This is a genomic window from Gelatiniphilus marinus (genome assembly GCF_042684345.1).
GTDB lineage: Bacteria > Bacteroidota > Bacteroidia > Flavobacteriales > Flavobacteriaceae > Gelatiniphilus > Gelatiniphilus marinus.
The window spans coordinates 230,955-247,098 of record NZ_JBHULK010000003.1 but is presented as its reverse complement, the minus strand read 5'-3'; the positions used below and the strand labels follow the sequence as shown (position 1 = coordinate 247,098).

The 16,144-nt window shown below is 29.8% G+C and carries 18 protein-coding genes; all 18 read right to left on the bottom strand.

Going from position 1 to position 16,144, the window contains the following annotated elements:
• Positions 1–2: 2 nt before the first annotated feature.
• Complete coding sequence (locus tag ACFSQS_RS09920; RefSeq protein ID WP_036124002.1) at positions 3–443, bottom strand: MarR family winged helix-turn-helix transcriptional regulator; 441 nt, start codon at positions 441–443, stop codon at positions 3–5.
• A gap of 32 nt (positions 444–475) precedes the next feature.
• Positions 476–889, bottom strand: a complete 414-nt coding sequence (locus ACFSQS_RS09915) for an organic hydroperoxide resistance protein (protein ID WP_036124004.1) — start codon at positions 887–889, stop codon at positions 476–478.
• A 781-nt stretch (positions 890–1,670) separates the two neighbouring features.
• Positions 1,671–2,705: a DUF4238 domain-containing protein gene (locus ACFSQS_RS09910; RefSeq protein ID WP_388017851.1), complete on the bottom strand. Its 1,035-nt coding sequence runs from the start codon at positions 2,703–2,705 to the stop codon at positions 1,671–1,673.
• 31 nt (positions 2,706–2,736) lie between these two features.
• Positions 2,737–3,765 carry an RES family NAD+ phosphorylase gene (locus ACFSQS_RS09905; RefSeq protein ID WP_388017848.1) on the bottom strand — a complete coding sequence of 343 codons (1,029 nt, stop codon included), beginning with the start codon at positions 3,763–3,765 and terminating at the stop codon, positions 2,737–2,739.
• Positions 3,766–3,767: 2 nt separating this feature from the next.
• Positions 3,768–4,703: a sce7725 family protein gene (locus ACFSQS_RS09900; protein ID WP_388017845.1), complete on the bottom strand. Its 936-nt coding sequence runs from the start codon at positions 4,701–4,703 to the stop codon at positions 3,768–3,770.
• Positions 4,664–5,569 carry a sce7726 family protein gene (locus ACFSQS_RS09895; RefSeq protein ID WP_388017842.1) on the bottom strand — a complete coding sequence of 302 codons (906 nt, stop codon included), beginning with the start codon at positions 5,567–5,569 and terminating at the stop codon, positions 4,664–4,666. The genes ACFSQS_RS09900 and ACFSQS_RS09895 overlap by 40 nt, the downstream gene beginning before the upstream one ends.
• 83 nt (positions 5,570–5,652) lie before the next feature.
• Positions 5,653–6,336 (bottom strand): ATPase, encoded by a 684-nt coding sequence (locus ACFSQS_RS09890; protein ID WP_036124016.1) that lies wholly within the window; start codon positions 6,334–6,336, stop codon positions 5,653–5,655.
• A 78-nt stretch (positions 6,337–6,414) separates the two neighbouring features.
• Entirely contained in the window at positions 6,415–6,951 is a 537-nt protein-coding gene (locus tag ACFSQS_RS09885) for a hypothetical protein (protein WP_036124019.1), read from the bottom strand.
• 147 nt (positions 6,952–7,098) lie between these two features.
• Positions 7,099–7,377 carry a helix-turn-helix domain-containing protein gene (locus ACFSQS_RS09880; RefSeq protein ID WP_036124021.1) on the bottom strand — a complete coding sequence of 93 codons (279 nt, stop codon included), beginning with the start codon at positions 7,375–7,377 and terminating at the stop codon, positions 7,099–7,101.
• Between the two features lie 147 nt (positions 7,378–7,524).
• Entirely contained in the window at positions 7,525–8,232 is a 708-nt protein-coding gene (locus tag ACFSQS_RS09875; protein WP_388018305.1) for an RteC domain-containing protein, read from the bottom strand.
• Positions 8,233–8,369: 137 nt separating this feature from the next.
• The gene (locus tag ACFSQS_RS09870) at positions 8,370–8,984 is read right to left on the bottom strand and encodes a TetR/AcrR family transcriptional regulator (RefSeq protein ID WP_388017838.1); all 615 of its coding nucleotides are present in this window, start codon (positions 8,982–8,984) and stop codon (positions 8,370–8,372) included.
• A gap of 14 nt (positions 8,985–8,998) precedes the next feature.
• A complete protein-coding gene (locus tag ACFSQS_RS09865; protein WP_388017836.1) occupies positions 8,999–9,880 on the bottom strand; it encodes a lysophospholipid acyltransferase family protein in 882 nt (293 codons plus the stop codon).
• A gap of 148 nt (positions 9,881–10,028) precedes the next feature.
• Positions 10,029–11,264 (bottom strand): Pycsar system effector family protein, encoded by a 1,236-nt coding sequence (locus ACFSQS_RS09860; protein ID WP_388017833.1) that lies wholly within the window; start codon positions 11,262–11,264, stop codon positions 10,029–10,031.
• A 15-nt stretch (positions 11,265–11,279) separates the two neighbouring features.
• On the bottom strand, positions 11,280–12,938 hold the full coding sequence (locus ACFSQS_RS09855) for an ABC1 kinase family protein (RefSeq protein WP_388017830.1): 1,659 nt from the start codon (positions 12,936–12,938) through the stop codon (positions 11,280–11,282).
• A gap of 35 nt (positions 12,939–12,973) precedes the next feature.
• Entirely contained in the window at positions 12,974–14,080 is a 1,107-nt protein-coding gene (locus tag ACFSQS_RS09850; protein WP_036124031.1) for a mechanosensitive ion channel family protein, read from the bottom strand.
• A gap of 45 nt (positions 14,081–14,125) precedes the next feature.
• Positions 14,126–14,653 carry a DUF4833 domain-containing protein gene (locus tag ACFSQS_RS09845; protein WP_036124034.1) on the bottom strand — a complete coding sequence of 176 codons (528 nt, stop codon included), beginning with the start codon at positions 14,651–14,653 and terminating at the stop codon, positions 14,126–14,128.
• Positions 14,654–14,690: 37 nt separating this feature from the next.
• On the bottom strand, positions 14,691–15,455 hold the full coding sequence (locus tag ACFSQS_RS09840; protein ID WP_036124035.1) for a patatin-like phospholipase family protein: 765 nt from the start codon (positions 15,453–15,455) through the stop codon (positions 14,691–14,693).
• A 52-nt stretch (positions 15,456–15,507) separates the two neighbouring features.
• A complete protein-coding gene (locus ACFSQS_RS09835) occupies positions 15,508–16,119 on the bottom strand; it encodes a hypothetical protein (protein WP_336069735.1) in 612 nt (203 codons plus the stop codon).
• Positions 16,120–16,144 lie beyond the last annotated feature (25 nt).

Below are 16,144 nucleotides of genomic sequence, written 5' to 3'. Positions count from 1 at the left end.
TTTTATTTTGACAAATGAGAAATAATCGAATGCAAATTATCTTTCAGAATCATTAATCGTTCAAGCCCTATGCCCGTTCCAAGAATGCGTTCAGCAATACCCTCTGGAATGACATGAGCCTTTTCTTTTAACTGCTTGCCGTTAGTAGTTAGGTTTACGATGACCTTCCTTTCGTCTGTCATAGACCTTTCCCTTTTTACAAAACCCTGTTGCTCCAATCGTTTAAGCAATGGTGTAATGGTGTTCGTATTTAAGATAAGTTTCTGAGCAATGGTATTAACCAACATACCATCCTCCTCCCACAATACCAGCAACACTAAATATTGAGGATAGGTAATGCCCAATTCTTTAAGAAAGGGTTGGTATTCCCTTGTTATCAATCGAGATGCTGCATAAACAGGAAAGCAAAGCTGATTTTCCAGTTTTAAATAATCACAGGTCATTGAGTTATAAGTTTTAAAAAATGAGTAAATAATTAGACCAAACAGATTTCTTGTTGAATATTACCTTTAGTAGCTTGTGAATACGGACAAATCTCGTGGGCTTTATTGATAATGGTTTGTGCCATTTCGCTTTCAACACCATCAATCTTTGCTTCAATTTTAACTGCAAAGTTAATGCCTTTGGCTGCTTTCACTACGCTTACCGTTACGGTAGTTTGCGAAGAAACTTCTTGTTTCATTGCTTTAGCAATATGAATAATGGCATTGTCAAAGCAAGCCGCATAACCTGCTGAAAAAAGTTGTTCAGGGTTTGTATATTTTCCTCCTTCGCCTCCAAGTTCTTTTGGAAGTTTAACTTCTAAATCTAGAATTCCATCGTCACTTTTAACATGACCATCACGTCCACCAACTGCAGTTGATGATGTTTGATAAATTGTTTTCGTCATAATAATTTAATTAATCTTGTTAGATAATATCGTTCGCGATACAAATATATAAGTTTAATTTTATATCACAAGCGATATAAAAAAATAATATCGGGAAACTGGGGCAAAGTGTCGTAGGTGGAAGTGATTATTGATGTTAGGCGGTTGGAAAGATAAATAAAGGGCATTTTCTAAAAAATGCTCTTTTTTTATGCGCGGTGTTGAGGTGGGTAAATGAAAAGAGCGATACCCTGATAAGGGATTGAGCGAATGTAATGCATCCTACCGCAGACACAAGGCAAAACATTAATAATTGCTGTAACCTACACCGTTGAAATGGGTGGTGGGGAAAAGATGGAAAAATTGTGTGTTCTAAATTTCAATGTCAGTTCTGAATTGAGCGTGGGGAATGTCGGATATTTACTCGCTTCATTTCTATTGTTTTTTATGGTGCTCGTGAATAACCCTCATTTTAATTTGAGAACGTATTTGAGCTGTGGATAAGGGGCTATTTTACATAATGGCGTTATAGTACAGAAACTAAATGAATGCTACTATAACTACCCGTTATGTAAACATAGCTTTGGGTAGTTTTTGGTGAGAGGGTTGGAAACAGCTCTTTGCTTTTTTGCTGTACCAATTTTGAAAATAATTCCTATAAGCAAAATAAGCAATGTGCTGTGTGCGTGTTGGCAGCCAAAAACTACAATAGCGTTGGCGAGCGGAACAAACCAAAAGACAGAGGGTTTTTGCTTTTGCAACAAACTGGGTTTTGGTTTGTGGGGAATTAATAAACTATAAGTTAATCACTTCTCGTATCTAATGATGGGTGTCTCAATGGTGCTATTTCTCCATTAAAATCCTTTGGGTTTACTTTCAATTTGAAAAAATCTAAACTTAAATTTATATGTGGGTCTTTTGAACTCATAAAGAAAAAATTTCTCCCTTCTCTTGTAAAAGCCGTATTAATATTCTTAAAATCATTTCTGTAGCTTTCATTTCCTTCAAAAAGTAATTCAGCATATTCTTTATTGACAAAATCATTAAAGAAAATTTGAGTATCACTATTGATTATTTGTAAAGAATTTAACTGATGAACTTCGTCGATAGATTCTGTTGAACCGCAATCATTTTCCCCATTATTAAACTCATATACATTGGAATCGTACAAACATATCATTAATCTAGGGTGAATTGGATAAAACACTTGCAACCCTTTTGCAACCAATCCAGTTGCACCAATATAATTACCAGCTTTTTCCATTAACTGGTTATATAAAACAACTGGCGAATCTGACGTAACAAATGGTAAAAGAGAAAGATTTACAACAAAACCAAAATCGAGAAAATCTAATAGTTTTTCATTTTCGATTGCACCTATTAATGCCTTCAGAACCGGATTATTAAAACCAATAGTATTATCTTTTAGTTTTTGCCACAAGTTTGGTTGGTATGCTTTTAGCATTGTTTTCATACTTTCATTGACACTATCTTCTATTTGTCTTCCAGAACTAGGCGTTCTATTGGCTTGATAAATTATAAACCTTTTTAGTAGTATATAGCCATTTGTACCTTTTGGTGGCGGATATAATAACTTTTCTTCAGTCCAATAATAAAACATTTTAGCAACCTCACTTTCCATTTTGGCCAAAGCATTTTCGATTACCTCATCTTCTCCATATAGATAGTTTTCACAACCTTGGTGTTTTATTGGTGCTGCATTGATGAAAATTTTATTCTTATGATTGTATAAGCTTATGTTTTTACCTGTTTCGCCAATGGAAAACCTTTTTAAGTAAAATCTTGGGATATAATGGTGCTTCTTCTTTCTAGACATTATAAACTAAAAGTAAAAAGATAAGGACAGATTAATCTATTACCTTATGATGCAAATCCATACCTTCTATCTCATATACTTCTGTTTGAATACATTCCAATTTTTTAGGATTGAAAATTGCTAAATTGTAACCACTAGAATATAGTGAACTTTGATATTCAACACCATCAAACCCCAATGATTTTATATATTCACAAATATATTGAGAAGGTATATAGTCTAATGATTTATCTTTTTTCCTTATTGGTAGAGATAACTCTTTTTGCAGAGTGTATATGAAAGGTAGATACTCAATATAATTTTTAATATCTTCTCTTTCTGACCAATAAATAGGGTCAGTAGCAATGTTTCTAAAACTGATGACTTCAATTTCTTCTTTTACTATAAACTTACCTATGGTTACATAATCAAAAATGGTACTTCTTGTTTCATATAATGCTGTCTCAATAGAATCAGCTATGTATAGGTAAGAAATACCTCTTGGGTTTGCTCTACCAGCAGAAGCTAGTTCCGGTAATGGTGGATTCCCCATATTTTCTTTTATGAATCCTTTTTTGTCAGAAATTCTAGACCTAAAATAGAATTCTCCTTGATAAACTTTTTTGGTTAAACTACTATATAAAATAGATTTAAGAATTTCAAAATTTATAGAGTTACTAGCAAAGTAGCGATTTGAAAATTTAATCTCTTTTTTAAAATCATTCCAAATATTGTGAATTTTGACTTCTTCATTGATAATTTCAGAAGATACATTATTGTTAAACAAATCTTCAAATTCCTCCATTTCGTCAGTAAAAATTGCTTGAAAAAGTTCTTTAGAATTTGTTACTTTATCTGTAATTAAGTTAAAATCGTTTTTTAATGATTGAGCTAAATCGAAATTAGAATAAGAATCTACAGTATATAGTGATAAAAAATTCCTAAAAAAATCAACTAATTTTGAAGCTTTAAAAATAGATACATCAACAGAGTTACAGAAATTACAATTACCGACTCTATCATCTGCATTTATAATACTAATGAGATAGTCACTGGTAAAGCAGTTAACACAACAATTCATAACTATATATTATTAATTACCAGCTCTATATGGTTCATTACAGATAGTTTTTTAAGAGTTCCTAGACCAGGAAAATGACCTCTTTGTTGCAAGTCCCTAAAAATTTCTACCGCTCGGGTATGAATGTTTTGTTGATTACACCAAGCCACTAATTTATCTAAAGCTTCAGCGAACTTACCTCCGATATCTGAAGTGTCACCATTTGAATCTGAAACAAAATGTTTTACCTTAATTTTACCTGTGCCATCAATATAGGATAAATGAATTGCTACAGCTCTTGGTAAAAATCCAGAATCAGAATAATTGTCACCTATTGTGATAAAGTCACCAAATCCTACAAAACCGTCTTCTTGATAGTATCTGTATTCTTCAGAAAAACTACTTTCTTGGTCTAAATAATCAGCATTTTTAGATAACTCCTTAAAATAATCATCAAGAGACACCCTTGTATTTTGTTCAAATTCTCGGTAATATCTTCTACTTGTTTTAGAGAAGTAAATTAAATTATAAACAACATTTAGGCTTGAACTTAACAACTCAATGTTTTCTGTTGTTGTTTCAGCATTATGAATCAGAGTTACGCCATTATAATCTAGGTTTAAACCCTCAATAAATGGAATTAAAGTATCTAATTGTCTTGATGAAAAAGCATCGATAATTACAGCTAATTGATAATTTTTGTAATGATTTAGATTTTCAGTAAGAACATCAATTATTACTTGACGGTTGTTTTTTAAATCTCCAACTCTAGGGTTAATAACAACATTAAAGTTGACATTTTTAGAAGCCAGTTCCTTTAAAGAAGATTTTAATGTGGAAGAACTCTTCACAGGTTCTATTACTGGTGAAGTCTTTAAAATATCGTTTGGAAATAAGCCACATAAATCTCTTAATGCGATTAACTCAAATTGTTTACCTCTGACATATGGGAAATACATACTTTGCTTTTTTGTGATAAGAAATATTCTAATTGTTGGTATTCAATATCTGAAAAATCCAAAGAATAACAAATATGCTTAAGCGATTCTGGGATTTGTCTTTCTTTAAAAACTTCCGGATTAGAAATGTTCCTATATTTTAATTTTTGTACAACTAATTTTTGAAATTCTAAAATATCTATTTTTTTTGACATCTTAAGACATTCTCTAAAAATTTGGGTATTAGGAACATCAGGCACAAATTTAAAATAAGATCTCATCAAACTAATGTATTCATCTTTTCGTAATGTCTTGAAAAGAGCATCGTGCTTGAAAGTAAAGGTGTTTTTTTTAGCTTCTTTTACAGTTTTTAGTGCATTTCGTTGAGTTAACTCAATTATACCAATATTAGAATTATAATATTTCATTAATAGGTTTGGTATATGCTTTGAGCTTGTAACTATATAGATTTTATCTGCAAATTTTTCGTAATCAGATAACTGTTTATCTAACTTTTCCAGACCATCAAGTTCAGTTTTGATTTCATATATACGAGCTTCACCGTTTAAAAGAACAAAGTCAGCAATTGAATTACCTATTTTAAATTCATTTAATGCTATAGTGCTTTTCAAACTATATTTTCTCAATAAAAGCTTATTGATAAGAATGTTCTTATAAACATACTCATTTTTATAATTGCGAAGTAAGGATTTGTAAATTTGATTTAAAACCTGAAGATTAGTAGTACTCTCTTTGACTTTTGTATATCTATCGACACGATAAAATGTATCAAAATAATCTTCGTCTCTCACTATTTTTTTAAAATTAGCGGTAGAAAAAATTTGAGCTAAACTCCTAATTTGATTTAAATCTTTTGTTATCTCCATATATTTTACAAATCTACAAAATTCATATAGAAGTCGTAATTCTAACGACTTTTAGGTTTTTTTATTGGGTATGCGACTTTGTATCAGGTTCTTTTGTCTTTACTTTCCTTATCAAAAGCAATCAAATTGAATAGTTGTCGCATTCTGGAACGTACTCTGTTCCCGTAACGTTCTTCCAATTCTTGGGCGTTTAAGTTTGTAGTTGCGTGGGTTTTGACCCCTCGACTGCGCTCGGGGTGACAGGTTCTTACAAACAAATCGTAACGAGATAAAAGGATTTCGCCCATAACATTACAGTCTTTACCAAAATGTCTTCCAGTTGTTTCTACTCCTAAATCATCAAAGCAATAGAAATTACTACTTCCATATTCTTGAATGGTTTTGTAGCCAATATTGTTGAAAGCAAACGTGATGTTTCTTGCTGGAATTAGTTCGTAGGATTTTTGGTGCGGTACAATGTGCCTCAAAAGTTTCATTAAACTGGTTTTACCACAACCAACAGGACCCGATAATAAAATCCCTTTGTTGGGGTCTATATTTAATTTTGCACAGGCTTCAAAATCACGAATGAAATAAATGCATAGTTTATAAAGCACAACTTCATCTTCTTCATAAATCTTGAAGTTTTTGCCAAATAACAACTTTCCTTTTGCATCGAGGTAAATGAGTATGCTTTTGAAATCATACTGAATACAATTGTCTTTTAACTCGCCAAGTTTGTATTGGACTCCTTTTTCGATGATTATGTGAGGTTGATTTGTGTTCATACTTGTATTTATGAGATTGCTTCACTTTGTTCGTAATGACGATGAGATCCTGAAACAAGTTCAGGATGACACAATGTGTCAAAGAGGTTCGTTGTAGTTTTTATTTTTAGTTGTCTTAAGGTTGTCCATATTTGGGACACTACTATTTTGTTTTAAATCATTTTCAGAATCGTTAAAATCTAATTTTTTTAAATTTTTCTGTTTATTACTGTTTATGTTTTCTATAGTTTGTATATGTTTATATATAGGTACCAGTGCTTGTCCAGTACTTGTCTCGATTTGAGTAGAGTTGTGTCCCACTACTTGTCCAGTACTTGTCCCAAATTTGAGCATCTTAATTTTGCTCCCTCTATACGGATTGTGAGATGGGAAATACACGATATATTTCCAATGGTTTAATTCCTTGATGCATCTGTGATAGGTAGATTTTGAACCTATTTTAGATAATTGCATAACCTCATCACGGTTTATAAAGAACTCTTCTAAAAATCGGTTTAAATTCCATAACTGAAATAAGGCTATGTATAGGCTTATGTGGGTTGGGTTTAATCGACTGTCTTTAGAAAATTGACTGAAAACTGCGTTGAGATGTTTGATGTAATTTATTTCTTGCATAAGTTGACTTCTCGATACAATTTTGTGAAACAAAATCACTCGAAGTGACGTTACCTTTCATTTTTATGAGATACTGAAACAACCTTTCGACTGCGCTCAAGGTGACAGTTTAAGTTAGCATTAATGAGATTCCCGCCTTTGCGGGAATTAAAACTTATTATGAATGCGGTTTTCTTCCATTACTTTAAGGATTTCTTCGTAGTCGTAATAGATGACTCCACCGACTTTTGTGTATGGTAATGTACCATTTATGCGAAGATTTTGTAATGTTCCTGGTGAGATACTTAAAAGGTCTCTTACTTCTGGTGATTTGAGCCATTTTTTAGGTGCAAAACCTGATTGGTGGTTAATGATTGCTTTAATATCTTCCAGTAATTCTTCTTTAAACTCTCGAAGATCTTCGGTAGTGATAATTGTTGCTGCCATAGTAAAGTTTTTAGTTTAAAATAGCTACCGCTTTGAACATAACATTCGCAGCAGTAGCTATTAATGTGATTTGACTTTCGTTTGGCAAATATGAAGTAGATTAGTTAAGTTTATTCACAACGGGGATTGTGTTGTGAACGATTTTACCTAAATCCCTTCATCAGTATCTTCCATTCGTTTTAGCAATCCTTTATTTAATGTGGTAAGAAATTTTGCTCTATCGGCTTTCCGAGTCCTAATTTCAAGGAATGTACGACGGTATTGCCCTAAATCTATTTCAAAAATATGTTCAAAATATTCTGCAATATCTTTTAAATCAGCAGCACCATTATTAAAGACACCTTCTGTGTGTAATGCATAAACCAGCTCAATTAAGGCTACTTTTGGGCTTGTCCAAATCATTTTCAAGTTCGGTTTGCGTTGTGATTTTTCGCCATTGTCTTTATTACCAATTAATACTAAATTATTTTCTAAATACAATTGAATTAAATCGTTGGCTAGTATCTTAGCTACTTTATAATCATGTGAGGTTGAAAAGTTTGTATCTGCTTCAAAGTAGTAGCTAGATAACGACATTTTAATGTCGAACTTGCTACGTAAAAAGTATTTATGATCTAGGTAAGTACTACCTGAACGGTAGTATTTATAAAACTCCAATTCGTTATCAAAAAATGCTTTTAGTTTAACCAATTCATTGTTATAATACTTTTTTACAATTCTGTTTCCTCCATTAGGTCTTTTCATTTCGATTTTGAAAATTGTGTTATAGTATATTAGTTTAGAAGTGAATTGAGGTTTAATTTCTTTAAAGAATTTTATCTCTTCTGCATCTGTTTTAAACTTTGTTTTTAACAAAACGCCTCTTAATGAGTCTATAGTTTTTAGAATGATTTCTATTGCTTTTTCACATCGAGTAGATTGATTATCGATTTCTAAATCTATGAAGTTTAATTGATCATTAAGATTAGTTAGTAGGTTATTTATTTTTGAACTCAAATAGTTTTATTTTTATTAAACTCATTTAACATTTCTAATCCTTTTACCGACACCAACCTATGTAAAAACAATGAGTTTAAAAACTTAAGCGTATTTTGCTTTGTTCCTGGATTGTAGAAAAAACCATCCAAAAAAATGATTTTAGAAATATCATTAAAAGATTCACAAATTTCTTCTGTGTTTATATCCATTTTATAATACCCTTCTTGTTTACCCTTAATGATATTTTCTCTAAGAAAAGGTATTACTATAATATTTTTGTGTTTAACAACTTCTAAGAAAATTGTTGGATAGTATTTTTTTAATTCTTTGCCAAATGAAGCAGATATGTTAAAAGAAAGTTCATTTATATAATCAAAAAAAAGTATTAATTCTTGTAATGCATTTTTGCTTATTTGTTTGTTTTCAAAAATTTCTTTTTTCAGCTCTTTTATTTGTAATTCTATAACTTGATGTAATAAATCGTCTTTATTTTCAAAATATTTATAAATTGTTTTTTTAGACACACCGCATTTTTTTGCAATATCATCCATTGTAATATGCTGGATTCCATAATTAAAAAACATATTGGCAGACTGTTCTAAAATCATTTTTTTTCTTTTAAAAGCCATACTCTATTTTTTTGTTATGATAAATTTCCAATCCATCGTCTTTTATATTCATCTTTATATTTTCGTTTCCAACGTCTATGACTCCAGAGGTAGTTTTCGGGGTTTTTATTTATTGATTCTTCTAATTTTTTGGCATAGAATTGTGTAATTAATCCAACTTGATATTGTTCTGAAAAATTAAAAAGAGGTGTTATAACAAATTTGTAATAACCTCTATCTAAACGAATAATGTTTGCAAAAAAAGAAGTGGTTTTGTTTGATGCCGTATAAAGTTCAGCTCCGCTTAAAAAGGCTGTTTTTTGGTTTAAAAAATTTGTCCAATAACTTTTTATTGAAATTTTTGGGGTTTGGTCTGCAACTAAAACTAATACATGTGGATTGTCCTTGAATTTTTCAATCTCTCGTTTTAATGTTTTTGATGAAACCAATTTTGAACCAAATCGGCTCCTCATTTTCTTCATTAAGCTATTAAATTTTTTATTTTTTATAGGTTTATAGGCAACTATAACATTGTCTTCTAATACACTTGAAATATGCAAATTCGCCCATTCCCAATTAAACTGATGTCCTAAATAAATATGGCAATTTTTATTTTGAGATTTTATGTTTATTAATTCAGAGTAATCTACAGAGATCCTGCTATGCAATTCTTCTTTTGATATCGACAATAGTTTTAATGTTTCTATAAAATTATCGCAGAAATTTCTGTAAAATTTTTTCTCAATAATTAGCCTTTCTTTTTTGTTTAGAGTGGTAAATGAATGCTTAATGTTTTCTGATACTGTTTTTCTACGGTATTTCACAACATGATACAACAAATAATAACAGGCATCAGATATCAAATACAATAGTCTTAACGGAAGAAGTGAAAATATATATGATATTTTGTAAAGCATATAGTAGAGTGTAATTTAAAGGTGTTTAATATTTAAGAAGTATATTTTGCAACTAAAACCCTTGTTATTAAAATGTTATAAAATGATATTTTTACTATTTTTCTTCATATTTAAAATTTTTAAAGAATTTGTCTTGCTTGCATATAAATCATAACCAATGGATAATAAAATGAGAGGCTATTGCTGCTACCAAACCTATTAGAAATGAATACAGAGATATTCTAATTAGCTTGTTTTTTACTTGCAAGATTTGACCTTGATAGTAGAAATCTTTGATCATTGATGTGTACAAATAATCTTTATCTTGTAAGAGCTGTAAAAAAGCCCATTCAAAATCACGATAATGCATGTTATGAAAGTTTCCGAAATAGAGTAAGTTTCCTTTTTTACTTCTTATATCTTCTTCGGTAAAGTTTCCTTGTGTTTTATTAGGTGTTATAGAAATAATAGCAAATGCTATGGATATTAAATTAGTTACCGCAAAAATGATTGAAGGAATATTTAAAACTACTTCATTAGAAGATTTACCTATAATACCTCCTAATATTAGAGATAGTATAATTGAGTTTATCGTAATCATTATACGTGCTTTTCCATCTACCATCTTATTTAAGGTGTAATGGTTTCTTGAGGTATTTCTGAATAAAGTTTGAATGCCTCTATCATCTCTACCCTTAATTTTACCTATATCTTTTTTTAACTTTTTAATTTCTTGATCACTAATTTTTAACTCTTTTTGTAAAATTAAATTTGTATGATTTTTGTGATCCTTTCTTTCTTTTCTTAAAGATTTGTAAAGCTTATCTATTGATGGCTGTACATGGGTTTGACCAAAATGGGTAGTTATTCTATAAGCATCTAAAATACCTATAAGCGTATCGTACCAATTGCTTTTAGATAGTTTAAAATCTTTTAAAATCATCTGCTCATACATTTTTTTTAACCTATCTCTTCCTTGATTGCCAGCAAAATCCATGATGTTAGCATCTGAAATGATTTTAGACTCTAATAATTTTGTTTCATTAAAAGGAAATGATTCTATAATAATTGTCTTTACTCTATTTACAGTTTCACTATTTAATTTGAATTTTAATCTAAGACTATCTAATATTTCATTTATTGATGTTTCGCTGTCCTTAAAATTTAATGTATTAGCTTTTGTAGTGGCTTGTTCTATGTTTAACACATAATTAGCTAGGTATAAACAATCTATATCAATATTTTCAATTTTATCCTCTTTAATTATTGTGTTGATATTTTTTTCAATCCTATACACTCTACTAATTGTAGTGTATAAATTTTTATCAGATTCTTTATCTATAATTTCAAAAGTATAATCCTTAATGTTATTTACTATTTGAGATATGTTGGTATTTACTTTCATAAGATATATACAATATTAAACCGATGATTTACCCTTTTTCAACATTGAAATAACTATGTATATCCCTAGAAATAATGAAATTGTAAAACCTAAAAAACCTAGAACAGGTATGTTGTAAATTTTAGGGGGCATGTCTGCTAATACTAGTATTGCAGAACCAATTGAAAGTGCTGCTAAAATTATTGCTATTACTAGACGATCTACTGTACTTGCAACTAACTCAATACCTTTTATCTTGTGCGATACTTCTATATCGTTCTCTTTAATTTTGTGAACTAGAGATTGTATTTCATTAGGTAAATCCCCTAGAAGTTCTGAAACATTTTGTAGTCTTTTTATACCTTTAAAAAAGTTATATTTTGGGGAAAGTTTTTTTTGGATAACTTCAATAGCATATGGTTCTATTATTTGATAAACATTAATATTTGGGTTTAATTTTCTACCAATCCCTTCAATTAATGCAATCCCTTTCATTAAAAGATAAACGTAATCAGGAAACTCTACTTCATTTTGTTTAAATATTTCTTTTAATTTTTTTATAATTACGGTTAAATCAATATTATTTAATGAAGACTCATCCACAATTTCAAAAATTTGATAAACATCTCGTTCTAATTGTTTTTGATTTTTTACAGAATATGATACCGCTATTTTTTTTAGCGTAGATATTAATTTTTTAGCATCCTTATTTATAAGATATTGTAAGAAATCTTCGATATGCTCGATATCTGAAGGCATTAACCTTCCCATAATACCAAAATCTATAAAAGAAATCTCTCCTTTGTATGTTACAAAAATGTTTCCTGGATGTGGGTCTGCATGAAAATAACCATTCTTTAATACTTGTTGCATATACATATCAAAGCCTACCATAGCTACTTGATTAGTATCAAACCCTTGATTTTCTAGTGAAGATATGTCCGTAATCTTAATGCCTTCTATAAATTCTAAACACAGAATATTATTATTAGACAAATGCTTAAATGTTTTATGCACATACAAGTTTTCATCTTCTTGAAAATCTTTTCTGAAGCGTTCAATATTATCGAATTCTTGCAAGAATGAAAGTTCTGTATGGATTGATTTTTCAAACGTATGAACAATTTTATATAAATTTATCTTCTTACTTTCTGCATTATAGTTTTCGAGTATTTTGGCAAGGTCTTTCATTATTAAAAGATCTGCTTCTATTGTTTCTTGAATTTTTTCTCTTTTTATTTTTAAGACTACTTTTTCTCCTGTTTTTAATTGCGCTTTAAAAACTTGGGATATTGAAGCTGTTGCAAAAGGTTTTTCATCTATAGATTCAAAAAAATCATCTGGGTTAATTTGTAATTCTTTACCTATTTTTTCTCTTACATTTATAAAATCTTCGCCAGCATTATTTTGAAGTTTTTTTAATTCTGCGGTAAGTTCAGAGGGTAATAAATCATCTCTATCACTAAATAATTGCCCTAATTTTATATAAGTTGGTCCCAAATCTGAAATAGCCATTCTAATACGTGCATAAACAGAAAGTGATTTTATTCTATCTATTTTTTCATTTGCATGAATAAATTTCTTAGGTATTATCTTGTCGATACTACTATGTGAAATAATATCTTCGAATCCATATTTTGAGAGTACCGAAGCTATTTTAATAGTTCTAGTTATTTTATTAGTATTATTTCCCATTATGATTTATATGTTTTGTTTTGCCTATTATAGATTTAACTTGAGCTTTGTGTTGTTTGTGAGACCTTATCTTTAAAAACCAAAGTGCGATGTGGAAACGGTATTTCTATACCTTCTTTATCAAAACGTTTTTTAACACTTTCGTAGAGATCACATTTCATTGCAAATGCTTCTTCAAAATTGTTTGCCCAAGCCCAAGCTCTTAAAGTAACCTCAGAATCATTTAAACCAATAACACGTACCTTTACTTTTTTTTCATTATTATATTTATCTAATTCACTTCTATTGTCTATCAAATATGGATGGCTTTCACATTCTTCTCTTATGATATGTTTTGCCAAATCGATGTCGCTGTCATAAGAAATACCTATTTCAATCCATTGACAACACTTGCGTTCCCCTAAATCATAATTGACTAATTTTTCTTTGTTTATAATGGCATTAGGAATTACTATCATCTTATTTTCATAATCTCTAATTACAGTATGGCGCAATGTAATGTCGGTAACGGTACCTATCATGGTTTGATCTACCTTAATAATATCTCCTATCTTAAAAGGCTTAAACGAAACAATAAAAAAACCGCCTATAAGGTTTGCTAGTGCTTCTTGAGAAGCAACTCCAGCTATAATAGCAATAATACCTGCTCCACTTAAAACGGTTTGAGCTATATCTCTTAATGATGGAAAAGCTAGTATTGCTAATAATGTTCCAAGAAAGTAAACACAAACAATTGCTACATACCTTAAAAACTTATAACTTGTAGCATCTTGTTGTTGTGCTGTCTTTTCTTTTATTTTTTTAGAAAACCATAATTGCACAAAAGAGGCTATTACTAGGGTTAGCACTGCAATAACACCCAAATACAAGACAAGGAAAAAATTGGTTGTGGCCGTCTTATAATGTTCTTCATCGATAAAAATAAAAGCAAGAGCCATAATCCCTAAGACGATCCAAAGTGCATTTAAAATACGTTTGGTTAAATGGATTGTTTTTGGGTCTTCATTAGGGTATTTTTTAAGCGCTAGCTTTTCAAGTTTATTGTGCAATAATTTTGTTAAAAAACGTAAAAACACCACCACAGCAATTACGATAAACATATAAAAAATGGACTGCTTATAGTTGTTGTAAAATTCTATCATATGGTTTTGTTATTATGTCTTAGATAACTTCATAGAATTTTGAAGTTATTTTACTATTAATTTTTCTACTACATTTTCGCCGGTAATAAAATCTTTTCCTGAGAACAAAACATATTTAGCTTTTGTTTTTAGGGAAGTTGAACCTTCTTTAAGTTGAACAAACATGCTATCTAAGTATAGTTTACACTTGTTTATAGTTACATAAACTCTAGGTTTTTCTTTATCACTAAAAGTGAGATAGAATTTTAACTTTGATGATGCTGCCAAATGCATTTCTATAAGATTTGGCGCAATTAATTTCGTAATCATTCCGTAAGCAAATTGCTTTTGAATTTTATTCAATGGTTTTTTAGCACCGTCTTCTGTATAGACTATTCTATACTCATTAATTGGATTCTCAGTGCTAATAAAATCTCCTTCCATATTTGCATCATATACATAAGTATTATAGTTATTACTATGTTGTATATAAAAAAGTCTTGATGCTGTTTTTTCAGGTACCGGGTAATTTTCCTGTGAAAAGAGGATGGAATTAATAAAAAAGCAAAAGAAAAAAGAAAAAAAAGTTTTCATACAAAATTCTATTTGTTTGTTTTCAATAGAAAATAAATTAATCAAGGAAACGTAACAATTCATTCTTTTTTTCTTTAGCATAAACATACCCAGTCTGGTATATTTCATCTGCTTTTTTGAAATCGAAAATTCCATAGTCTCTAATACTTGGTGGTTCTATATATACATCGCATTTATATTTTTGAGTTTCTACAGAGTTGCCAATTGCTATTTGAACTGTTCTTTCAATAATTTGTTTATAACCTATTTTACCTTCTATGGTGTTTATGCGATTTACATTGACGCCAATAATTTTATCGACTTTACCTTCTAAAATATTTACAGGAAAATTATTTAAAATACCACCATCACTAAGGTAGATTCCTTCAAATAAAACAGGTTGAAAAACCAATGGTACACAACAAGAAGCTTTTACAGCTGTGGCTAATGAACCTTCATTAAAAATTTTTAATTTTCCGTTATTCAAATCTGTTGCTGTGATAAATAATGGAATTTCTAATGACTCCAACGTTTCCTGAGCAATATGTTTTTTAATTATATTCTCGAATATATCTGTTGAAAATAATCCTACACCTTGTCGTTTAAATAGGCTTGAATAATTAAAGAATTTTTCAGATTTTCCTATTTTAAAAATTTGTTTAGGCTCAAAGCCTGCTGCATAAAATGCTCCAACTAAAGCACCTGCGCTTGTACCAGAAATAACAGAAGGTTTTATGCCTAACTCTGTTAAATACTGTAACACGCCAAGATGTGCCATACCACGAATACCGCCTCCAGAAAGTGCTAAACCTAGTTTACTCATTTTATTATTTTAAAACAACCCTTGACGTTTTAATGACAAGGATTGTTTTTTATTATAGAGACTTAAACGCTTTTTTTAAATGTTTGTAAGATTGTGATACTTCTTTTTTAAAGTTGTCCAACTTTTCTGTAGCCTGTTCTTTTTCCTCATCAAGTTTTGAAGCAAATTCTTTGAATTTTTCGGTAGCTGCTTCCATACTATTCTTATATTCTTGTGTTAGTTCAACTTTTTTTCCTGATATGTTTTTTTCCAAAAGTTCTAGTTGTAACTTGGATTTTTGAGAAATAGCATTAAATAATTGATTTGTTCTTTTAGTTTGAGGGCTATTTTTAATACTTTTCTTCGCATCATTAATAGCATTAACAATATTTTTCTTTTGCGTTTCAAAAGCTTCTTTTGAATAAGTAACATCTTCATCTAAGTGTTCTTCAATTTTTTCTAAATTGTTTTTTATAAACACCTCTGTTTCTTTAAGTTCGTGAGCTAGTTCAATTTTAACTTCATGAATATTTTTCTTTAAATCTGCTTTTGCCTTTTTAAATTCATCATTCATTTCTGCTTTACCAAGAGAAACTTGAACCGCTAAACGGTCTAATTCTTGTTGATCTTTTATTAGCTTTTCAGCTATTCTTACTCTAATTGGTTTTTGTGATTTTTTTTCCATTTTGTTTATTTTTTAAGGTTAATCT